Genomic DNA, 20,139 nt, shown 5'->3' on the forward strand with positions numbered 1-20,139 from the left:
TTTCGACGTCGGCGTCGGACTGATCTCAGGATGTCGAGTCCCGGGGCGGTGGAGGTGTTCCACGGACGCTCCGGTGCCGCAGAACTCGACATCGTGAAGTGCATCGCTACCGCGTGGCGCGCCCGATGCCCCGGTCTCCCAGCCAGCGCTCGATCTCGTCGCCGGCGAGCGCCGCGGCCGTCCGCTCGCCCGCGGTGAGGGCCGCGCCGAAGTGCTTCCCACGCACGCGCACGTGCTCGACGTCGTCGGTCCCGAACGCCGCGACCATCGCGCGGGCGTCGTCGGGGAAGCACGCCTGATCGCCCGTGATCTCGACGAACAGCGTCGGCACGATGACGGCGGGGGCGCAGCGCAGGAAGCCGGCGTTGCTGCTGAGCGCCGACCACGTGGACAACCACGCGTCGGGGGTGGTCAGACGTCCGAAGCCCACGACGCCGTAGTCGGTGAGGTCGGGCCGCGAGCCGAACAGCGAGCCGTAGGGCCGATCGTTCGGGTCGAGCGACGGGTCCGTGCAGCGCAGGTCGGCGTCGGTGCGGTGCACCGTGATGAACTCGGTGGCCAGCGCGTCGCGGCGGTCGGCGGGGTCGCCGGTCTCCGCGAACCGCTGTTGGGCGGCGCGGGCGCGCGCCACCCGCTCGCGGGCGAGGGCGTCGATCCGCTCCACCCGCGCACGCTGCGCCGCGCGGTAGCGCTGCACGAACTCCGGCGGGTAGGCGCTCGGGGCGGGCGCCGGCGCGTAACCGTTGTCCGGGTTGAACGGGTCGAGCTCGGGCAGGATCGACCGCGGGTCGCTCTCGTCGGCGACCGACGGGTCGATCATGCGCAGCAGCAGCTCACCCTGGCCGGGGTGCGGCGCCATGAACACCGCCAGGTCGGGCGCGGGCATCCGCGCCTCGCGCAGCTTCACGGGCTTGCCGCTCGGGGTCCGCGCGAGGCGTTCCTCCGCGGGCAGGCCGGCCTGTTCCATGTAGAAGGCGGCCAGTGCGCCGCCGCCGGAGTGGCCGACGGCGATCACGGTGGCGAAGCCCTCGTCGCGGAGAAAGGCGTGGCCGGCGGCCATGTCGAGCAGGGTCTGCTCGTGCAGCAGCGTCAGGTCGTTGCCCTGGGTGCGGCTGCCCTGCGTCCAGACGGCGACGCCGCGGCGCAGGAACTCGGGCACCAGGACGTGGTGGGTGAAGTCCTGCCGGGGGTGCATGAGGAAGGCCACGGCGGTGGCGCCCGGCACGGTCCGCAGCACGCCGGCGACCTTGGCCCCGTCGACGGTGCTCAGCTCGACCGGGGTGCTCACGGTACCGTCGGGCACCGCCTCGGCGTCCAGGTAGCGGCCCGCGCCGAGGCCGGTCGCGGCGCCCGCGCGCTCGGCGGTGGTCATCGGTCCACCACCCGGAGCGCGTCCTTGTCGTGCTGCGCGACTCGCGATTCCTCCAGGCCCGCGAGGGCGCTGTACCAGACCGCGTGCCGGCAGCCGGTGGCGCGGCGATCGATCGCGATCTCCTCCGGCCGGGTGATCCGGAAGTACGGACCGACCCGCACGATCTCGTTGCTGGGTTCGGCGCCGGCGACCGCGACGACGCCCTCGTTCTCGGGCACGTCGAGTACGTAGATGCGGCTCATCGGACCTCGGCCTCCTCGTCGGCGTTCCACGCGGCGTCGCCGGTCGCGTCGCCGGTCGCGGCGAGCCCTGCCGATACCCGCTGCCGCTCCTCCCACTTCTCGGCCTTCTCCACGATCAGCTCGGCCTTGCGCAGCAGGAGGGCGTCCATCGACGGGGCGCCGCCGGAGACCACGTCGCACAGCGCCTCCAGGGTGAGGGCGGCGTCCAGGTCCTCCTGGGGCGTCACCGGGCGCAGGGCCCGGGTGATCTCGATCATGTAGCCGTTGGGGTCGTGCGTGTAGATCGACTCGATGGTCTCGTGCATCACCTGCATCTCGCACGGCCACGCGGAATCGTCCAGGCGGCGGCGGTATTCCAGCAGGTCCTCCTCGCTGTCCACGTGAATCGCGAGGTGGCGGGAGTTCTTGAAGAACTCCGGCGTGCCCTGGGGAAGGCGCGCCCACGAGTCGCCGGGGGCGCTCTGGTCGCCGAAGGGCTCCAGCCCGAAGTAGTAGAAGAACGCCATCCGGTCGCCGTTGCCGATGTCGAAGAAGAAGTGGATGAAGTCGGGGTGGTTCTCCGGCCCCCAGCCGGCGGCGCAGATCGAGTGGACGATGGGGAACTTGAGCACGCCGTTGTAGAAGTTCACGGTGCCCACGGGGTCGAAGGTGGGAAAGGCGGCGTGGTCGACGCCCTGGACGCGATGCTCGGAAGTGCTGGCGGACATGTCTTCTCCTTATCCGTGGCGGTGTGGTCAGGCGCCGGCGGCGGCCGGGGCGGCGGCGTCGGCGCGCAGCAGGGAGCCGGCGCCGGGGATGTCGACGGTGGCGCCCACGGAGCGCAGGATGCGATAGGCGCCGGCGGTGGCGGCGGTGATCACGGGGATGCCGAACTCGTCCTCGGCGGCCTGGACCAGGTCGAGCGAGGGCATCTGGACGCACGCGGAGAGCACGAGCGCGTCGACGCCGGTGAGGTCGAGGCTGCGCGCGGCCTCCATCACGCGGTCGCCGGGGATGCAGCCGACCTCGGCGTTGTCGGCCACCTCGAGGGCGCGCCAATCCGTCACCGTCAGACCCTCGTGCTCGAGGTAGGCCATCACCTGCTCGGCGAGCGGGCGCAGGTAGGGGGTGACGACGGCGATCCGCGTGGCGCCCATGTCGTTCAGGGCGTCCACGAGGGCGCCGGCGCTGGAGAGCACGCGGGCGTCGCTGCCGCCCTCGGAGAGCTGTTCGGCGATCTTCGCCTCCACACCGTGGTGCTCGCCGAGGCCGGTGGACATGATCGCGACGAGGCAGGCGTAGAGCATCGCGTCCACCCCCGCGTCGCCGAGCTCGATGACGCAGCGCTCGCGCTGGGCGTTCATGGCGCGCAGCTGCTCCGGCGAGACCTTCTGCATCCGCATGCGGCTGGAGTGGAAGGTGAACGTCTCCTCCGGGTGCCGGCCGAGGATCCGCGGCATCTCGGTCTCGACGGTGACGTTCGAGCTGGGGACGACCAGTCCGATCCGGATGGGCTTGGCGCTCATGGTGCTCCTCTGCGTGTGTTTCGTCGTTCCCCTCCAGTATTCGACGCTCTCGTAAAATTGTCAACACTGATGTTCATCGATCGACACGGGCGCCACGGACCGTGCGGATAGACGACACTCGCCCGGCCGTGCGGCCGGGCGAGTGTCGTGTGTTCGGTGGTGGGAGCGGAGGTCAGATCAGCGGTTCCAGGCGGTCCAGGCGGTCCCGGATCTCCGAGAGCAGCCCGGCGGGCCCCGAGGCCCCGTCGCCGGACTCCGGCACGCACAGCATGCGGCGGGCCAGCGCGGCGACGGTGCCCACGATGGCCTTGACCTCGACGGCGTCGGCGGGCCGCGCCCACCAGGCCACCCAGTTGCACATGCCGAGCAGGCTCAGCGCCGCGGTGCGGGCGTCGACGGGGACGAACTCCCCCTTCTTGACGCCCTCCTCGATGATCGCGATCGTCTCGCGCAGCACCTGCCGCTTGGCGCGCGCGTGCACCGCGCCCGCCTCCTCCGGCAGCATCATCTCGGACCGGTCCAGGATCCGGAACTGGCTCGGATGCTCGGCGCGCTGCTGGACCAGTTGCTCCGTGAGCAGCGTGATCTTCTCGGTCGGCGCCAGGTCCGAGCGGTTGCGCAGTTCCTCGATCACGTCGGCGAGATCCTTGGAGACCCGCTCGACGAGCATGACCAGCAGGTCTTCCTTGCTACTGAGGTAGTGGTACAGCGCCGGCCGGGAGACGCCCACCGCGTCGGCGATGTCCTGCAGGCTGGTCGCGTCGTACCCCTTGACCGCGAACAGGTCCGTCGCCGCGTCCAGCACGTCCCCGACGATCAGATCCCGCCGCCGCGATCCGCGGCCCGGTTTCTCCACTGTCGACATGTCGACGACCCTATCCCGCGGCGCGCCCGGTCGCCGGGACGGTCATGCCGTGAGCACCACCGCGTCGGCCCGCCCCACCGCGACGGCGGCGGCCGCCTCGGCGCGCAGCGCGCCCGGGACCTCCACCACCACGGTCTTGCCCGCCCAGCGGATCCGCTCCGCCAGGTCGATCCGCGCCCCCACCGCAGCGGGGTCCGACGGTCCGCCCACCACGACCACGGGCCCGGGAGCGGCGGCCGCGTCCGCGACGACGGCGTCGTGCCCGGCCTCCCAGGCCGCGCCGCCGTTCCACGCGACCCGGGTCGCGTCCTGCAGATGTTCCTCGCCGACCACCTTCGACGGTGCGCGCAGCGCCTCGGTCTCCAGGGGCAGGCCCAGGACCCAGTCGTCGACGGTGCTCCAGTCCCCCTCCGGCTCGGCGCCGAGACCGCGCAGCGCGACGGTGGCCGCCTCCGGGAACTCGGCCGCGTAGTGCTCGATCCCGAGGTTGCCCGCCCGGGTCATGTACGACAGTGCGGTGGCCTCCGGCGGCGCGCCCGCGCGGTCGCGGAAGCTGGTCCACCAGTTCTGCGACCGCGCGGCGAGGTGTTTGAAGCGCTGCACCGAGGGGCGACGGGCGGCCTCGTAGGCGGCGAAGGCCGCGTCGGTGTCGGCGTGCGCGGCGAGCGCGGCGGCGAGGGCGATGGCGTCCTCGATCGCCAGCTTGGTGCCGGAGCCGATCGTGTAGTGCGCGGTGTGCGCCGCGTCGCCGATCAGCACCACGTTGCCCGTGGACCAGCGGTCCAGGGTCACCGTCGGGAACTGCGCCCAGCGGGTGCGATTGGCGAGCAGCTCACCGCCGTTCAGCTCGCGGGCGAACACCCGCTCGAGGTGTTTCAGGCTCGCGGTGTCCGACTCCCCCGCGGGCGTCGCCGCGGCGTTGGCCGCGAGTCCCGCAGCCTCCCAAGTGATGTCGTCGGCCTCGATCAGGAAGGTGCTGCGGTCGTCGGAGTAGGGGTACGCGTGCACGACGAAGAGCTCGTCGCCCTCGCCGCGCCAGGTGAAGTTGGCGTTGTCGACGGCGAAATCGGTTCCGCACCACATGAAGTGCAGGCGGCCGTAGTCGACGTGCACGCCGAGCCCGTCCGCCACGGCGTCGCGGACGGCACTGCGCGCGCCGTCGGCGGCGACGATCACGTCGGCCGCGACGTCGTCGAGGGCCGCCTTCACGCCGCTCCGGATCTCGACGCCCACCTCGAGCGCCGCCTTGGTGAGCACCTCGAGGAGCGCGGCCCGGCCGATGGCGAGGTTCCGCGCGCCGTGCAGGCCCACGTCGCCGGCGTCGGTGCGCAGCACCAGCGAGTGGCCGCCGTGGCTGGCCTCGCGCATCCGGTCCGCGGTCTGCGGGTCGACCTCGGCGAGGTTGCTCATCGTCGCCTCGGTGAGGCCGACGCCGAAGCCGAAGGTCTCGCTGCTGCTGTCGGTCCGCTCGTACACGGTGACGAGGGCGTTCGGGTCGGCGAGCTTGATCAGGCGCCCCGCAGCGAGGCCGGCGGGGCCGCCCCCGATGATCGCGACGGTGCGGCCGGAGTTGGTGTGGGTGGTCATGGCGGACTCCTATCGGGCGGTGGCGGACTGGTCGGCGGCGAGCTGGTCCGCGATGCGCTCACGGAGGTCCTTCTTGGACACCTTGCCGACGTTCGACAGGGGGAACTCGGTGACGACCTCGATCCGCTCGGGGAGTTTGTACTTGGCGAGCCCCTGGCCGAGCAGGAACTCGCCGAGGGTGGCGACGGTCGGGGCCTCGGCACCGTCGTCGACGATGAGGTAGGCGCAGGCGCGCTCGCCGAGCACAGGATCGGGCATCGCGACGAGCGCGGCGCTGACGACGTCGGGGTGGCGCAGGATGACCTCCTCGACCTCCTCGGCGTGGATCTTCTCGACGCCGCGGTTGATCACGTCCTTGATCCGGCCCTCGATCGAGTAGACGGTGACGCAGCCGATCACGTGGGCGCGGGCGAGGTCGCCGGTGCGGTAGAAGCCGTCGGGGCTGAACGAATCACGGTTGTGCCGGTCGGCGCGGTAGTAACCGCGGATCGTGTACGGACCGCGCGCGCAGAACTCGCCGATCTCGCCGGGCGCGACCGGATCGTCACCGCCCACCTCCGCGATCCGGATCTCGTCGGCAGGTGAGACGGGCGCGCCCACGCTGTGGTGCCGCACGTCCTCGCCCGCGCCGGCGGGCGTCACCAGGAACATGCCCTCGGCCATCCCGAACATCTGCCTTACGGCGATGCCGAGCTCGTCGCGCAGCCGCTCCGAGACCTCCTCGGGCAGCGCCTGCCCGCCGACCACGAAGTCCACGATCGAGGTCAGGTCGGTGGTCCGGCTGCGCGGATCCTCGAGCAGCCGCACCGCGACGGCGGGCGGGACCAGCGGTAGCGACGTCGGGCGCTCGGCGGCGATGAGGTCGAGGAGATCGGACGTCCGCGCGGACGGGGCGAGGACCAGCTGGGCTCCGGCGAGAATCGCGGGCTGCACCGCGAGCCCGATCCCGGCATTGTGCATCACGGGTAGCGGGTACAGCAGCTTGGTGTCGCCGTCGTAGCCGAGCGCCTCCGCCCAGGCGAGCGAGTTGTGGACGTACTCCTCGTGCTGCCGGGCCGCCACCTTGGGCAGGCCCGTGGTCCCGCCGGAGAGTTGGAAGACGGCGATCTGCGCGGGGTCGACCGCCGGCGGCGCGGGAGCCGTGGCCCCGAGTTCGGACAGTCGCTCCAGCGTGGGCGTGTCGCCGATCGCGTCCCCGCGCGCCACGACGACCACGGGCAGTGCCCCGGAATCGTGCAGCGCGCGAGCGACGGCCAGGGCCTCGCCGGCGCCGTGGTCCGCCTGCACGATCGTCGCGCGGGCGCCGACGTGCTGCGCGAGCAGGCCGATCTCGCGCTCACCGTGCTGCGGGAGGGTGCACACCGGGCGCAGTCCCGCGATCAGGGCGCCCAGGTAGGCGACGACGGTCTCCGCCGTGTTCCCCATCTGGAACATGACCGGCTCGCCCGGCTCCAGGTCGGTGCCCGCGAGCAGGCCCGCACCGAACGCCCGTGCCCGGCCGAGAAGCTCGCCGTACGTCCACCTGACCTCCGGCGTGATGAGGCCGGGACGGTCGGCGAACCGAGCGAGCGCGTCGGTCAGTTCGTCGGGCAGCGACCTGCCGCGCCACAGGCCGTCCGCCCGGTACCGGGCGACGACCTCGTCGGGGTAGGACACCAGCCCGGCTTCGTGCGCCGAGCGGACCGGGGACTGCAGTACGTTCTCTGACATGCTCGTCAATTTATCAACGTGACTGTTGACACACAAGGGGTCGGCGGAGTTTTCTTGACATTGCCGACGAAACTTCACCATCGGCGTAACCTCACTCGCGAACGCCGGCCGTCAACCGCCCGCGTCGACCATCCAAGGAGCACCGCATCATGACGACCACCTCCGCAGTTTCCTCCACGACCATCGACGCCGCAGGCGTTCCGCTCGCGGCACGCGTCGCCGAGTCGGCAGGCGAACCGCGCGCCCTGATCGTCGCGATCCACGGCGGCACTTACGATTCCGAGTACTTCCACGTCGGCGCGGACTCGCTGCTCACCCTGGGCCCGGAGCACGGTTGCACGGTGGTCGCGATCGACCGGCCGGGATACGGCGGCAGCGCGACGGTCCCCGCGGAACGGCTCGGCTTCGACGAGCAGTCGACGCTCCTGGCGGCCGCGGTCGACGGTCTCCGCGCGCGGTACGACCTGCCGACCGTGCTCGTCGGCCATTCGATCGGCGGAATGCTCGCGCTCCTCACCGCCACGAAGACCGCCGTGGCGCCCGCGGGCGTGGAGATCAGCGGCCTCGGCGAGCTGTGGCAGCCGGGGATCCGGGAGATGTGGGGCGGCCTGCGTGGCGACGCGCCGTCGATCGCGCTACCGCCCGAGGCGCACGCCGGCGTCATGCTGGGACCGGAGGGCACCTACCCCGCGGCAGCGATCGCCCGCGACGGGGAGCTGCTGCGCCCCATGCCGATGCCGGAGCTCTGCGACGTGGTGGACTGGACAGACCGCCTGCCCGCCGTGGGCGNGCCCGAGGGGCGGGGTGTCCGCTATCCCAGCAGGGCGTCGACGAAGGCCGCCGGCTCGAACGGGGCGAGGTCGTCGGCGCCCTCGCCGAGCCCGACGAGCTTCACCGGCACGCCGAGCTCGTGCTGCACCGCGTACACGATGCCGCCCTTGGCGGTGCCGTCGAGCTTGGTCAGGACGACGCCGGTGATGTCCACGACCTCGGCGAACACCTTCGCCTGCGCGAGGCCGTTCTGGCCGATGGTCGCGTCGAGGACCAGAAGCACCTCGTCGACCTTGGCCTTCTTCTCCACGACGCGCTTGACCTTGTCGAGCTCGTCCATCAGTCCGGTCTTGGTGTGCAGGCGGCCGGCGGTGTCGATGAGCACCACGTCGACGCCCTCCTCGGTGCCCTTGGCCACCGCGTCGAAGGCGACGGCGGCGGGGTCGGCCCCCTCCTTGCCGCGCACGACCTCCGCGCCCACGCGCTCGCCCCACGTCTGCAACTGGTCGGCCGCGGCGGCGCGGAAGGTGTCGGCGGCGCCGAGCAGCACGCGCCGGCCGTCGGCGACGAGCACGCGCGCCAGCTTGCCCGTGGTGGTGGTCTTGCCCGTGCCGTTGACGCCCACGACCAGCAGCACCGACGGCGCCCCGGCGTGCGGCAGCGCCCTGATGCTCCGGTCGTACTCGGGGTGCAGCTCCTCGATCAGGACCTGGCGCAACAGTGCGCGCACCTCGGCCGCGCTCGAGACGCCCTGCGTGGCGATCCGATCGCGCAGCTTCTCGACGACGGCCATCGTCGTCGGGGTGCCGAGGTCGGCGAGCAGAAGCGTGTCCTCGATCTCCTCCCACGACTCCTCGTCGAGGTCGCCCGCGCCGAGCAGGCCGAGCAGCGACGCGCCGACCGTCGACTGCGAACGCGCGAGCCGGCCCTTGAGCCGGTCCAGGCGGCCCGCCGTCGGGGCGATCTCGTCCAGCTGCGGGGCCGACGGTGCCGCCGCCGGCGTCTCCACCTCCGCGGGCACCGCCGGCGCAGCGGGCGCCTCCGGCTCGGTGGGCGCCGTCGCCTCGGCCGGCGCCGTCGCCTCGGCGGGCGTGGGCGCGGCGACCGGCGCCTCGGGCTCGGCGGACACCTCGGGCTCAACGGGCGCCGCGGGCTCGGCCGGGGCCTCGGGCTCGGCGGTCGGGGCGGCGTCCTCGATCAGTTCGATCTCGGTGGGCGCCTCCGGGGCGACGTTCGCGATCCCGGGATCGACGTCCTCGGCCTCGGCGAGCCGCGCGTCGGCCTGCGCCTGCGCCGCCTCGGCGGCGGCCTGCTCGCGCGATTCCTGGAGGTCCTTGAGCGAGACCTTCGGCTCCTGCTCCGGCGCGGGCACTGTCTTCGGGGCGGGCGGGGCGGTCGGCACCAGCGGGACGGGCTCGGCCTCGCGGGCGCCCTCACTGAAGGTGAAACCACCGCCGGCCTTGTACCCGCCCGACTTGTCGAGGCTCTTCGGCTCGGTCGGCTCGTCCTTGAGCGAGACGCGCCGCCGCTTGTTGAGGTAGAAGCCGGTCGCCAGCGCCGCCAGGACGACGAGGACGGCGACGACGGCGATGATGATGGCGATGGCCGAAGTACTCACGCCTCGACTGTAGTCAACGCCCGATCAGCGTCCGGTGCCGCTGCGGGCGGCGGGGCGGCGCGCCCACCGCGGAGCGTGCTCGGGCAGTGGGCCGATCGCGACCATTCGGGCGGTCACGCCCTGCAGCACGGGGAACCGCCGGAGCAGCCGGAGGGGCAGGGGAAGGCGCGAAGCTTCGACGGCCCGGACCGGGCTCGCGGCGAGCGCCCGCGCGAGGATCATGCGGTGGATCGCCCGTTGCACGCCCTGGATCAGCGCGGTCGGCAGCCACCGACGGCGCTGGACCCCGCGCAGCAGTCGGCGCGGGACGGCACCGTCGGACCGCAGCGCCGGGCCGACGATGCGAGCGGCGGCCACCGCATCGGCCACGGCGAGGTTGATGCCGACCCCGCCGACGGGCGACATCGCGTGCGCGACGTCGCCGATGAGGAGCAACCCGTCGGCGTACCAGCGGCGGAGGCGGTTGAGCTCCACGTCGAGGAGCTTGATCTCCTCCCACGAGGCGAGCGCGTCGAGGCGGTCGGTGGTCCACGGGAGCAGCGCCGCGAGGTCCCGCCGGAATACCTCGATGCCGGCCGCCCGGAGCGCCGCGTCGCGACCCTTGGGGATCACGAATGCGCATTGCCAGTAGTCGCCGCGGTCGATGGTGATGGCGAAGCGGCCCGCGCTCAGGCGCCCGAAGACCCCGTCCGGGTCGGTGGGCTCGCGCGGCAGCCGGAACCACAGCACGTCCATGGGAACACCGAAGCGGCGCGGCGCGAGCCCGGCGGCGGCACGCACCGTCGACGAGCGTCCGTCGCAGGCGACGGTCAGCGCCGCACCGAGGTCGTGCTCGGCCCCGGTCGCGCGGTCGCGGTAGCGCACTCCGACGACGGTGCGCCCCTCCCGAAGCAGGTCGATCACCTCCGCGTCGCGGACGAGGGTGAAGGTCGGCTCCTCGGCGGCCGCGTCGGCCAGGAGGTCGAGCAGATCCCACTGCGGGGCGAAGGCGATGCGCCGGTGCGTCCCGGGCAGCCGGCGGAAGTCGGCGACCGCCGCCTCGCCCGCGTCGAGCCGGACGGTCATGCGCTCGACGTCGCGATGCGGCATCGCCGCGAATCGCTCGCCGAGCCCGAGCACGTCGAGCAGCGTCAGGGTCGAGGCGTGCACCGTGTCGCCGCGGAAGTCCCGGAGGAAGTCGGAGTGCTTCTCCAGCACCGTGACTCGCACGCCACCGCGGGCGAGCAGGAGACCGAGCACCATCCCGGCGGGGCCTCCGCCGACCACCACGCACCCGTTATTCATCATGTGTTGAAATCTACGCCGAGTGACGCGCCCGGGCAAGGGCTCCCGGCGGGCCGCCGTCGCTCGGCCGCGGCGCGACGATTCAGCGGGGAGTCCTGATAGCGTCACGCTCGAGTCGGACACGGGGAACCCGGTGGGAATCCGGGACTGGCGCGCAACGGTGTGAGGCTGCGATCCGCAGCATCGAGTCCGATACCGGCCGACTCGCAGTTGTCCACCGCCGCCCCCGCGCACGGGGCGGCCGACGAATCGAGTCCGACCATGCGCTCCCTCGCCCCTCCCCTCGCCGTGTCCGTCGCGACGGCCGCCCTGCTCACCGGCTGCGGCACCGCCCCGACGACGCCGGCCGCGAGCCCCTCGCAGCGGTTTCCCGTCAGCGTCACCACCTGCGACTTCACGTCGGAGGTGCGGGCGGAGCCGCGCCGGATCGTCACGATGAACCAGGGCGCGACCGAGGTGGCGCTCGCCCTCGGCGTCGCGGACCGCATGGTGGGCACGGCCTACCTCGACGACGCCGTCGCGCCGCGCTTCCGCGCGGACTACGACCGGATCCCCGTACTGGCCGCGAAGTACCCGACGCAGGAGAAGATGCTGTCGGTGCGGCCGGATCTCGTCTACGGCTCGTACAACTCGGCGTTCGGCGAGAAGAACGCCGGCGCCCGGGCGCGCCTGCAGGGCCAGGGCATCGCGACCCTGCTCGCCCCGGCCGGCTGCGCGAAGAAGCCCGAACGCGCCTCGTGGGACCTGATCTGGGACGAGCTGACCGCCGCCGGCAGGGCGTTCGGCACCGAGGACGTTGCGGCGAAGCTCATTGCGACACAGAAGGCCGAGCTCGGCGGTGCCGCGCTCCGGCGCGCCGCGCGGGGCCAGCGGATCTTCTGGTGGGACTACGGCGCGCCGTCCGGGCTCAACGTGGGTGCCGGCAAGGGCACGCCGCAGCTGCTCATCGAATCGGTCGGCGGCGTGAACGTCTTCGCCCACCTGCCCGGCAACTGGGCCGAGGTCTCCCTGGAGAACGTGGTCGGTACGAACCCCGACGTGATCGTCGTGGCCGATACGACGGGACACCCGGCGCAGGACCGGATCGAACAGGCGCGCAAGGATCCCGCCCTGAGCCAGCTCCGTGCCGTCCGCGAGAACCGGTTCGTCGCGATCCCGTTCTCGGAGACCACCTCCGGCGTCCGCCTGCTCGACGGCGCCCGGCGCGTCGCCGAGGGCATCCGGGCGCTGCCGTGACCGCGATCCTCGTCGGCATGTCCGCCGGCGTCGACCCCGACGGACTGACCGCCCTCGCCCGGAGCGCCTCCGCCGAGGCGGCCTTCCTCCAGGTCCACGACCCGGCGCTGGTCGACGTGCTCACCGCGGTCGCGGAGCGCGGCGCCACGGACGTCCTGCTCATCGGCGCGGGCTGGGCGCAACCCGGCCCGAAGCGGTCATGGTTGCGCCGGGTGGCCGCGCACTGGCTCCGGGGCTACCACGGTGCGCCGACCCTCCGGCTCGCGCCGCAGCTCCTCGCCGCTCCCGACGTCGAGCTGCTCGCCGCCGCGATCGCCGCGGGCGGAGCGCCGATGACGGAGGACGCCGCGCCCCTGCACTCGCCGGCGTGGGAGGACGTGCCGAGGCACCGGCATCAGGTGCTCGTGTGCCGCGGCCCGCGCTGCTCCGCCCTCGGCGCGTCGGCACTGACCTCCGCCTTCGGCGACGAGCTGCGGCGCGCGGGCCTGGGCGACGACGACGCGCTGGTCACCGTCACCGGGTGCCAGTTCCCCTGCAATCACGCGCCCGTCGTCACGGTGCAGCCGGACGACGCCTGGTACGGAGGCGTCACCGTCGACGAGGTGCCCGGCCTGGTCGATGCGCACCTGCTCCGGGAGGAGCGCGCCGCCCACCTCCTGCTCCCCAGGGAACGGTCCGCCGCCCGACGGTCCGAGGAATATTCGGACCGCAGTCCACAGTTGAAGCGGCCATGAAGAAGATCGGCTTCCTGTCCTTCGGTCACTGGACCGATTCGCCCGGCTCGCGGACCCGCAGCGCGGCAGACGTCCTGCACCAGTCGATCGATCTCGCCGTGGCGGCCGAGGAGGTGGGCGCCGACGGCGCGTACTTCCGCGTGCACCACTTCGCGAACCAGCTCGGCTCCCCGTTCCCGCTGCTCGCCGCCATCGGCGCGCGGACCTCGCGGATCGAGATCGGCACCGGCGTGATCGACATGCGCTACGAGAACCCGCTGTACTTCGCGGAGGACGCGGGCGCCGCCGACCTCATCGCCGGCGAGCGGCTGCAACTCGGCGTGAGCCGCGGATCGCCCGAGCAGGTGATCGAGGGCTACAAGTACTTCGGGTACCAGCCGTCCGAGGGCAAGACCGACGCCGACATGGGCCGCGAGCACACCGAGGTGATGCTCAAGGTGCTCGAGGGCGGCGGCTTCGCGCAGCCGAACCCCCGCCCGATGTTCCCGAACCCGCCCGGGCTGCTGCGGGTGGAGCCGCACTCCCCCACGCTCCGGGACCGGATCTGGTGGGGCGCAGCTTCGGACGCCACCGCGGAGTGGGCGGCGAAGCTCGGCATGAACCTCATGAGTTCGACGCTGAAGACCGACGAGTCGGGCGAGCCCTTCCACGTGCAGCAGGCGAACCAGATCCGGAAGTTCCGCGAGGCCTGGGCCGAGGCGGGACACGATCACGAGCCCCGGGTCTCGGTGAGCCGCAGCATCATGCCGCTGATCGACGACGAGAGCCGCGCCTACTTCGGCCACGAGCGCTCCAGCGACGACCAGTTCGGGGTGATCGACGACTTCCGCGCCGTCTTCGGCCGCACCTACGCCGGAGAGCCGGAGCACCTCGTCGAGCAGCTCCGCGACGACGAGGGCATCGCCGAGGCCGACACCGTCCTCGTGACCGTGCCGAATCAGCTGGGCGTGGCGTACAACACCCGCCTGCTGGAGTCGCTGGTCAAGGACGTGGCTCCGGCGCTCGGCTGGCGCTGACCGCGATCACCCCCGCCACCACGCCGCGGACCTGCGAGGCCCCGGGCGAGAGCTCGTAGGCGTGGTGGTGGCAGTACCCGCTCAGCTCGTACCACGCCGCCGCGAGCACCCGACCGGTCGCCGTCTCGTCGAGCGCCTTGAGCACCGCGATCCGGGCCTTCATCGTGGCGCCGGTGACGTCGACGCCGGTCAGCTCGCGGCAGCGCGCATCGATGAGCGACTCCACCTCCTGGCGGGCGAGAAAGGCGGCAAGCCGGGCGCTGTTGCCGGCCCCGGCCGACCCGCCCGAACGCAGAAGCTCCTCGGCCCGCGCGAGCAGCCCGGGGGTCACCGTCCCTCCAGGACGTCGTCGACGGTGCGCCGGAGGTCCTGCAACGCACCCGCGAGGTCCCCGGCACCGCTGTGCACGCCCCGCGCGCAGATCTCGATCGTCGGGAACCGCCAGTCGCGCCGGGACTTCCATCCACTGAGGTTGCCCCGGGGATCGTCCAGGACCGTGAGCGCGACCTTCTGCTGCGTCGTGAGGGCCGACTCCCACCGCGATTCGGACTCGTCGTACGGAATCCCCCGCCGGGAGCTCTCGGCGTAGAACCGCTGCTGCGCGGCCGCTTCCACCGCGAGCCGGAAGATCCCCGGGACCGCCTTGCGCTTGACCACATCGTCGAGCGCCTCGTCGCGGACGAGCGCGGTCGCGTCCACGATGTACCGGTGCGCCGGCGTGTTCGCGGGCTTGGTAGCGACGATCGATCCGGGCTCGCGCACGACCTCGATGAGGTTCGCGGGGATCGAGGCGTTGCGGATGGCCTTCGCCAACCGGTCGTCGTGCGAGAACACGATCACCTGACGCTCAGCGGCGAGATCTTGCAGAACGTCGAGGAATCCGGCGACCTTCGCCGGGTCCATCGCCTGGATCGGATCATCGAGCACCAGGAAGCGGAACGGGCTCGCCGCCGCAGTCGCCCGCGGGATGAACAGCGCCAGCGCGAGGGCGTGCAGCTCGCCCTGGCTCATCACAGAGAGCGTCCCGGCCGGCTTTCCGTCGACGGTGCCGCGCAGTTCGGCGCGCCGCCGCGTGGCGCTGCCCTCCAATTCGATGGTGCCGAGGTCGACGTCGGATTCCTGCCGCAGCCGGGCCCAGATCGCCCGTGCCTGGTCGACGATCGGCGCGAGCCGGCGGCCACGGAGCGTGCCCGCGTTCTCCTTGAGCCACGCGGAGGCCGACTTCGCCGCCGCGAGAGCCGCGTCCTGTTCCTGCGCAGCGGTCTCGGCCACGACCCACGCGCCGACCTCCTGTGCCACCGGCGCCCAGGCGTCCTCGAGCTCCGACGCGAGGTCCGCTGCGATCGGACGCAGGCGCCCGCCGACCTCCGCCAGCGCGCCCAGGCGATCGGTCAGGTGATCCGGCCACTCCGCGGACGAGGACGGCAGCGCACGGGCGGCGGCGACTGCCGCGTTCCACTCCGCGACGACGTCGAGGGCGTGCCCGTCGACGGGACGCAGCTGCTCGAGGCCGGCGACCAGGTCCCGCGCTGCGCGTTCGGCGTCCGCGAGGCGGACCTGCGCCGCGCGCTGGTCCGCGAGCTGCGCATCGGTATCGGCGAGTTCGACCTCGACCCGGCTGCGCCACGCACCGTCGAGTTCGCCCGCGGCGCACACCGGGCACGGCCCGTCGCCGGTGTCGGTGTGCAGGGCCAGGGCGTCCCGCAGCAGGGCGTTGCGGCGCTGCGCCACCGCCGTTGCGCCGGCGGAGGCGGCGACCACGCCGCCGATCGCGCTACGGAGGGCGGAGGCCTCGGCGTCACCTGCCGGCGACGACACGGCGGCGCACGTCCGCAGGGCCGCGACCGCGGCCGCCTGCGGCGTGGCGCTGCCCAGGGTGATCGCCGTGATCGCGGCGAGGTCGTAGGGCTTGCGGGCGATCAACCGCGTGACCTCCCCGGCGCGCGCGTCCTCGCACGCGGCGAGCGAGCGCTTGAGCACGGCGCGATCGGCGTCGGCGGCCTTGCGGAGCGGCTCGAGCTGTTTGATCAGCGCCTTGAGTGCCGCCTCCGCATCGGCCACCGCGTCGAGCCCGAGCATGCGGTTGAGCGCGTCGTACAGACCGGACGGCCCCTCCTCGAAGATCCCACCGAGCTCGTCGTACGAGAGCAGCGGGCGGTACACCGCGAGCGGCTGCTCCCAGCCCAGCTCCGCCACGCCGGTCTGCTTCTCCGAGACGACCTGGGCCCAGCGGCGCGCCTCGTCGAGCTCGGCGTCGTCGGCCCACTGCGCCCCCACTGTCAGCGACCGTCCGCCACCTGCCTGCTGCATCGCGAAATCCGCGGCGATACGGACCGCTCCCGCGTGGAGGTTCCGCCAGGCGCCGGCCCACTGCTGTGCGCTGCGCTTCTCCTTCCACCGGTAGCTCGTCCCGGTGAGGGCGTACTCCAACGCCTCGGCGAAGCTCGACTTTCCCGAGCCGTTCCGGCCGCTGACCACCGTGATCCCCGGCCGCGCCTCGAACTCGAGGCGCGCCTCCGGGCCGATCCCGCGGAACCCGGCGACGGTGATCGTGCGCAGGAAGGCGACCACGGGATCCGGTACGGCCTCCGGTTCCTCCCCTGTCCCGGGGCGCTGCGGCGCCGGCGCGCCACCCGCCTGCGCGAACAGGTGCGCCTCACCCTCGAGCGCGGCCGCGACCAGGTACATCGCCTGCTCACTGATCGCCTCGTCCGCATCCAGCAGCTCCCACACCTCGCGGATCGTGTCCTGCTCGATCGCTTCCTCTACGGCCCCCATGTCGCCTCCCCTGCGGCTGGTTGTTGAGGCAACAATGGCATACGGCACCGACAGGATTGTGCGGTCCCGGTGACCCACCGACGAACGTCGCGCCTCAGCGCGACCGGCGGTCGGTGCGGTACCGCATCAGCACCCGCGTGAAGCCGTTCAGCACCGACGTGGTGTCCATGACGTACTCGAAACCCGCCCGCTCGAAGAGGGCACGGGTGCCGACGTAGGCCATCGTCAGGTCGACCTTGGCACCCTTGTTGTCGACGGGGTAGGCCTCCACCACGGAGGCACTGTTCGCGCGCGCGAAATCGACGGCGCCGGCGACCAGCTCGTGGCTGATCCCCTGCTTGCGGTGCCCGGGCCGCACCCGCACGCACCACAGCGACCACGGTTCCTCGTGATCGTCGACGTGCGGGATGCGGCGGTTGGTCGCGAAGCTCGTGTCCGCCCGCGGGTGGATGGCCGCCCAACCGACGGGTTCGGCACCGTCGTAGGCGAGTACCCCGGGCGGCGGGTCCTCCGCACACAGCCCCCGGACCCGGTCGAACCGGTCGGGCCCGCGCAGTGCCTGGTTCTCCTTCGAGCCGATGCGGTAGGAGAGGCAGAAGCAGTTGCTGGAGGTCTGCTTCTTGGGGCCGAGCACGGCCGCCACATCCTCGAAGACGCTCGCCGGACGCACGTCGATGCCGCTCATGCCCGGAACGCTAGCCGAGGGCGGGTTCCGGCGGTCAGTACTTGCGCAGGTGCAACGGCCCCTGCCCCGTCCATCGGGAGCGGAGCAGCGCGATGACCGCGTCGAACAGGCCCGCCAGCTCGGCGGTATCGTCACCGAGGCAGCGCAGGACGAATCCGGGGCCGGCGAGCGCCGTGAGCCCGCTGCGGACACCACCGACCGCCTCCGTCAGAGCGTGCACCTCGTCCCGGAGGTCGTCGTCGATGCGCGGGTCCACCGCCGTGAGCGACCCGACGTGCGTGTGCCCGTCGAGGATGCCGAGGCCCGAGGGGTCTGCGAGCCCGGGCTCGATGAGCAGGTTGTCGACCGCGAGCAGTGCTCCGCCGCGGTGGATCTCGGTGCGCATGCGCAGCTCGTCGTAGCGGAACCGCGCACCGTCGGGCGACCAGCCCGGCGTGATGATCTCCGCGAGGACGAGCGAGGCCGACGGATCGAGCTCGACGGTGCAGGTCTGCCGGTAGGTGGCCTCGCGGTAGAGGATCAGCGCGTCGGGCACGTACTCGAGGACGGCGCCGGCCCCGAGCCGGATCCGCATGTGCTGCGCGGCACCGCCGCCGGGCGTGCGATAGACCTTGGTCGCCGACTGCGTGGTGACCACGGCGTGGGCGCCGGCCTCGAGCTCGATGTCGTTCGCGTAGGTATCGCCGCGCAGGCACCCGCCGCCCGGGTTCACCACGTGGTAGGTGACTTGACCGGAATCGTCGAGGTACAGGGGCCGCAGGGTCTGCAGGGTGCCGGCGTGCCGCTGCGCCACGGCGACGGTGCGCTGCCCTCGCGGTGCGAGCGTCAGTGCGAGTTCGCCGGTGAGCGCGGGCACGGCAGCGCCGGTCACGCGAGGTCGAGCATGAGGACGTCGCGGCGGATCCAGTCCAGCACGCCGTCCAGGCCCTCGTCGGTCTTGAGGTTGGTCATGCAGAACGGGCGGTCGCCGCGGAAGACCTTGGAGTCGGCGGCCATGACGGACAGGTCCGCGCCGACGTACGGCGCCAGGTCGGTCTTGTTGATCACGAACAGGTCCGACTTGATCATGCCCTGCCCCGCCTTGCGCGGGATCTCCTCGCCCTGCGCCACGTCGATGAGGTAGATCGAGAAGTCCACCAGCTCGGGACTGAAAGTCGCGGAGAGGTTGTCACCACCGCTCTCGATGAAGACGATCTGCAGATCCGGGTGCGCGGCCACGAGCCGCGCCACTGCGGCCTCGTTCATCGACGTGTCCTCGCGGATGGCGGTGTGCGGGCAGCCGCCGGTCTCGATGCCGACGATGCGGTCGCCGGGCAGGACGCTGTTGCGCGCCAGGATCTTCGCGTCCTCGGTGGTGTAGATGTCGTTGGTGATGGCCGCCATCGACACCTCGTCGGCGAGGTGGCGGGTGATGCGCTCCACGAGCTGGGTCTTGCCCGCGCCCACGGGGCCGCCGACACCGATCCGGATCGTCGTCATGGAATCTCCTTCTAGCTCATGAACATCCGCGCCCGCTGGCGCCGATGCCGCATCTGTGCGATCTCGAGCCCGGGTGATGCGGCGCCCAGGTCCTCATCGGTCAGGGTCATCGCGGTGGCGACGGCGTCGGCCACCACGTCGTGCATCGAGCGCTGCACCCGCTGGCCGGCGGTCTGTCCGACGGGGATGGCGCGCACGGCGTTCTGGGTCAGCGAGGTCACGGCGGCGAAGAGGTGCGCTTCGATCGCCGCGGCGGGCGGCGCGTCCACCGCGTGCGCCAGCAGCGCGAAGGCGACGGCGGGGTGCCCGTGGCAGCGGCCCGCGTCGAGCTCGGTGAGGTAGTCGCCGAGGAAGGACTCGGGTGCGACGACGGTGCCCACCTCGGCGGTGCGCCGGCCGATCGTCGCGGCCGCGGTGCGCACCTGCTCGGGCAGCGCGAGGGCGGCGAGCAGGCGGTCGAGCTTCCAGACGAGGTCCAGGTCCCCGAGGTGCAGCGCGTCGTAGATCATCCGGATCGCGAGGCCGTCCGTGTAGGCGAGCTGCCGGGAGACGTAGGCGCGCAACCACGCCGCGAAGGTGGCCTCGTCCGTGATCGTGCCGTCGGCGAGGTAGGCCTCCATGCCGAAGGAGTGGCTGAACGCGCCCGTCGGGAGCGCGGAGTCGCTCAGTTGGAGGAGCGGCAGCAGGTATCCCGGCGACGACCCGGACCCGGTTGAACACTGTTCCTGTACGCCGTCACCTGCGTTTTCGCCGACCGTAACGGTGCTCAATGGGTGTGCTCCGCGTGGCGGAAGGGCGTGGGCAGCACCCGGTCCTGGCGGTCGAAGGGCACGCCGTGGTGGGTGAGGTAGTCCTCGACGGTGTGGTCGTACTGCACCACCATGACCTCGGCGCCGTACTCGGAATCGGCGTCGAAGAACTGGGCCTGCAGGTGCCGGTTGCCGAGACCGTGTGCGGTGCAGCCCATCTCGGTCACGGTGCGCGGGGCGATCACGAGCACGTCGGTCGCGAGCACCTGCACGGCGATGATGTTCTTCTCGTCGCGGTGCAGGATGTCGCCATCGCGAAGGTCGCCGTCGGGGCCCGCGGGCGCGGCGAGGCGCAACCCGATCTCCCGGTCGTGGTCGGTGCGCACGCGCTGGATCCGTTTGACCAGATCTCTTCCCGCGAGCGGTACCCGCTCGATGTGGACCGCGCCCAGCTCGGCGGGGTCGAGGTCGGCGAGATTGCCGGAGACGGTCTCGATGATCACTTCTC

At 72.4% G+C, this 20,139-nt stretch carries 20 protein-coding genes and 1 riboswitch; of the genes, 4 read left to right on the forward strand and 16 right to left on the reverse strand.

Annotated elements, in window-relative coordinates:
* Positions 1-106 precede the first annotated feature (106 nt).
* The 7 genes from ACNAYW_RS04665 to ACNAYW_RS04695 all read right to left on the reverse strand — a co-directional run bounded on the left by ACNAYW_RS04665 (position 107) and on the right by ACNAYW_RS04695 (position 7,281).
* The gene (locus ACNAYW_RS04665) at positions 107-1,372 is read right to left on the reverse strand and encodes an alpha/beta fold hydrolase (protein ID WP_415848591.1); all 1,266 of its coding nucleotides are present in this window, start codon (positions 1,370-1,372) and stop codon (positions 107-109) included.
* Positions 1,369-1,614 (reverse strand): hypothetical protein, encoded by a 246-nt coding sequence (locus ACNAYW_RS04670; RefSeq protein ID WP_415848592.1) that lies wholly within the window; start codon positions 1,612-1,614, stop codon positions 1,369-1,371. The genes ACNAYW_RS04665 and ACNAYW_RS04670 overlap by 4 nt, the downstream gene beginning before the upstream one ends.
* On the reverse strand, positions 1,611-2,321 hold the full coding sequence (locus tag ACNAYW_RS04675; RefSeq protein ID WP_415848593.1) for a VOC family protein: 711 nt from the start codon (positions 2,319-2,321) through the stop codon (positions 1,611-1,613). The genes ACNAYW_RS04670 and ACNAYW_RS04675 overlap by 4 nt, the downstream gene beginning before the upstream one ends.
* Before the next feature lie 27 nt (positions 2,322-2,348).
* Positions 2,349-3,119, reverse strand: coding sequence for a maleate cis-trans isomerase family protein (locus ACNAYW_RS04680; protein WP_415848594.1), 771 nt, complete (start codon positions 3,117-3,119; stop codon positions 2,349-2,351).
* A 172-nt stretch (positions 3,120-3,291) separates the two neighbouring features.
* Entirely contained in the window at positions 3,292-3,984 is a 693-nt protein-coding gene (locus tag ACNAYW_RS04685) for a TetR/AcrR family transcriptional regulator (protein ID WP_415848595.1), read from the reverse strand.
* A 42-nt stretch (positions 3,985-4,026) separates the two neighbouring features.
* Positions 4,027-5,571 carry an FAD-dependent monooxygenase gene (locus ACNAYW_RS04690; RefSeq protein WP_415848596.1) on the reverse strand — a complete coding sequence of 515 codons (1,545 nt, stop codon included), beginning with the start codon at positions 5,569-5,571 and terminating at the stop codon, positions 4,027-4,029.
* Positions 5,572-5,580: 9 nt separating this feature from the next.
* Complete coding sequence (locus ACNAYW_RS04695; protein WP_415848597.1) at positions 5,581-7,281, reverse strand: AMP-binding protein; 1,701 nt, start codon at positions 7,279-7,281, stop codon at positions 5,581-5,583.
* A gap of 149 nt (positions 7,282-7,430) precedes the next feature.
* Between ACNAYW_RS04695 and ACNAYW_RS04700 the strand changes: the two genes are divergently transcribed.
* A partial coding sequence (locus ACNAYW_RS04700) for an alpha/beta hydrolase (protein ID WP_415848598.1) occupies positions 7,431-8,070 on the forward strand: 640 nt, incomplete at its 3' end.
* Positions 8,071-8,092: 22 nt separating this feature from the next.
* On the opposite strand, the gene ftsY is transcribed toward ACNAYW_RS04700, so the two are convergent.
* Together ftsY and ACNAYW_RS04710 are read right to left on the reverse strand one after the other, a co-directional pair.
* Positions 8,093-9,670, reverse strand: coding sequence for a signal recognition particle-docking protein FtsY (ftsY, locus tag ACNAYW_RS04705; protein ID WP_415848599.1), 1,578 nt, complete (start codon positions 9,668-9,670; stop codon positions 8,093-8,095).
* 24 nt (positions 9,671-9,694) lie between these two features.
* Positions 9,695-10,957 (reverse strand): FAD-dependent oxidoreductase, encoded by a 1,263-nt coding sequence (locus ACNAYW_RS04710; RefSeq protein ID WP_415848600.1) that lies wholly within the window; start codon positions 10,955-10,957, stop codon positions 9,695-9,697.
* Positions 10,958-11,031: 74 nt separating this feature from the next.
* Positions 11,032-11,172, forward strand: a riboswitch (cobalamin riboswitch).
* Between the two features lie 43 nt (positions 11,173-11,215).
* On the opposite strand from ACNAYW_RS04710, the gene ACNAYW_RS04715 reads away from it, so the two are divergent.
* From ACNAYW_RS04715 to ACNAYW_RS04725, 3 genes are read left to right on the forward strand one after another with little or no spacing between them, the layout of a single operon-like run.
* Positions 11,216-12,190, forward strand: a complete 975-nt coding sequence (locus ACNAYW_RS04715) for an ABC transporter substrate-binding protein (protein ID WP_415848601.1) — start codon at positions 11,216-11,218, stop codon at positions 12,188-12,190.
* Entirely contained in the window at positions 12,187-12,924 is a 738-nt protein-coding gene (locus tag ACNAYW_RS04720) for a (2Fe-2S) ferredoxin domain-containing protein (protein WP_415848602.1), read from the forward strand. The genes ACNAYW_RS04715 and ACNAYW_RS04720 overlap by 4 nt, the downstream gene beginning before the upstream one ends.
* A complete protein-coding gene (locus tag ACNAYW_RS04725) occupies positions 12,921-13,940 on the forward strand; it encodes an LLM class flavin-dependent oxidoreductase (protein ID WP_415848603.1) in 1,020 nt (339 codons plus the stop codon). The genes ACNAYW_RS04720 and ACNAYW_RS04725 overlap by 4 nt, the downstream gene beginning before the upstream one ends.
* On the opposite strand, the gene ACNAYW_RS04730 is transcribed toward ACNAYW_RS04725, so the two are convergent.
* The 7 genes from ACNAYW_RS04730 to ureE form a co-directional block, all read right to left on the reverse strand.
* The gene (locus tag ACNAYW_RS04730) at positions 13,906-14,271 is read right to left on the reverse strand and encodes a hypothetical protein (RefSeq protein WP_415848604.1); all 366 of its coding nucleotides are present in this window, start codon (positions 14,269-14,271) and stop codon (positions 13,906-13,908) included. The two genes, ACNAYW_RS04725 and ACNAYW_RS04730, sit on opposite strands and share 35 nt — an antisense overlap.
* Complete coding sequence (locus ACNAYW_RS04735; RefSeq protein WP_415848605.1) at positions 14,268-16,718, reverse strand: AAA family ATPase; 2,451 nt, start codon at positions 16,716-16,718, stop codon at positions 14,268-14,270. Before ACNAYW_RS04735 ends, ACNAYW_RS04730 begins: the two co-directional genes overlap by 4 nt.
* Before the next feature lie 94 nt (positions 16,719-16,812).
* Positions 16,813-17,403, reverse strand: coding sequence for a GNAT family N-acetyltransferase (locus ACNAYW_RS04740; RefSeq protein ID WP_415848606.1), 591 nt, complete (start codon positions 17,401-17,403; stop codon positions 16,813-16,815).
* A gap of 34 nt (positions 17,404-17,437) precedes the next feature.
* The gene (locus ACNAYW_RS04745; protein WP_415848607.1) at positions 17,438-18,274 is read right to left on the reverse strand and encodes an urease accessory protein UreD; all 837 of its coding nucleotides are present in this window, start codon (positions 18,272-18,274) and stop codon (positions 17,438-17,440) included.
* Complete coding sequence (ureG, locus tag ACNAYW_RS04750) at positions 18,271-18,882, reverse strand: urease accessory protein UreG (RefSeq protein WP_415848608.1); 612 nt, start codon at positions 18,880-18,882, stop codon at positions 18,271-18,273. The genes ACNAYW_RS04745 and ureG overlap by 4 nt, the downstream gene beginning before the upstream one ends.
* A gap of 11 nt (positions 18,883-18,893) precedes the next feature.
* Positions 18,894-19,502: an urease accessory protein UreF gene (locus ACNAYW_RS04755; protein WP_415848609.1), complete on the reverse strand. Its 609-nt coding sequence runs from the start codon at positions 19,500-19,502 to the stop codon at positions 18,894-18,896.
* Between the two features lie 146 nt (positions 19,503-19,648).
* Complete coding sequence (gene ureE, locus ACNAYW_RS04760) at positions 19,649-20,134, reverse strand: urease accessory protein UreE (protein ID WP_415848610.1); 486 nt, start codon at positions 20,132-20,134, stop codon at positions 19,649-19,651.
* Positions 20,135-20,139 lie beyond the last annotated feature (5 nt).

The sequence above is a fragment of the Tsukamurella ocularis genome, assembly GCF_965138335.1.
In the GTDB taxonomy this organism is placed as follows: Bacteria; Actinomycetota; Actinomycetes; order Mycobacteriales; family Mycobacteriaceae; genus Tsukamurella; species Tsukamurella ocularis_A.

Bases quoted from the DNA above. Each gene is read 5' to 3' on its own strand.
- ACNAYW_RS04680 (WP_415848594.1), bottom strand. From the start codon at position 3,119: ATGAGCGCCAAGCCCATCCGGATCGGACTGGTCGTCCCCAGCTCGAAC.
- ACNAYW_RS04675 (WP_415848593.1), bottom strand. From the start codon at position 2,321: ATGTCCGCCAGCACTTCCGAGCATCGCGTCCAGGGCGTCGACCACGCC.
- ureG (WP_415848608.1), bottom strand. From the start codon at position 18,882: ATGACGACGATCCGGATCGGTGTCGGCGGCCCCGTGGGCGCGGGCAAG.
- ACNAYW_RS04710 (WP_415848600.1), bottom strand. From the start codon at position 10,957: ATGATGAATAACGGGTGCGTGGTGGTCGGCGGAGGCCCCGCCGGGATG.
- ACNAYW_RS04715 (WP_415848601.1), top strand. From the start codon at position 11,216: ATGCGCTCCCTCGCCCCTCCCCTCGCCGTGTCCGTCGCGACGGCCGCC.
- ACNAYW_RS04725 (WP_415848603.1), top strand. From the start codon at position 12,921: ATGAAGAAGATCGGCTTCCTGTCCTTCGGTCACTGGACCGATTCGCCC.
- ACNAYW_RS04735 (WP_415848605.1), bottom strand. From the start codon at position 16,718: ATGGGGGCCGTAGAGGAAGCGATCGAGCAGGACACGATCCGCGAGGTG.
- ACNAYW_RS04755 (WP_415848609.1), bottom strand. From the start codon at position 19,502: ATGGAGGCCTACCTCGCCGACGGCACGATCACGGACGAGGCCACCTTC.
- ACNAYW_RS04685 (WP_415848595.1), bottom strand. From the start codon at position 3,984: ATGTCGACAGTGGAGAAACCGGGCCGCGGATCGCGGCGGCGGGATCTG.
- ACNAYW_RS04670 (WP_415848592.1), bottom strand. From the start codon at position 1,614: ATGAGCCGCATCTACGTACTCGACGTGCCCGAGAACGAGGGCGTCGTC.
- ACNAYW_RS04695 (WP_415848597.1), bottom strand. From the start codon at position 7,281: ATGTCAGAGAACGTACTGCAGTCCCCGGTCCGCTCGGCGCACGAAGCC.
- ACNAYW_RS04740 (WP_415848606.1), bottom strand. From the start codon at position 17,403: ATGAGCGGCATCGACGTGCGTCCGGCGAGCGTCTTCGAGGATGTGGCG.
- ACNAYW_RS04690 (WP_415848596.1), bottom strand. From the start codon at position 5,571: ATGACCACCCACACCAACTCCGGCCGCACCGTCGCGATCATCGGGGGC.
- ACNAYW_RS04665 (WP_415848591.1), bottom strand. From the start codon at position 1,372: ATGACCACCGCCGAGCGCGCGGGCGCCGCGACCGGCCTCGGCGCGGGC.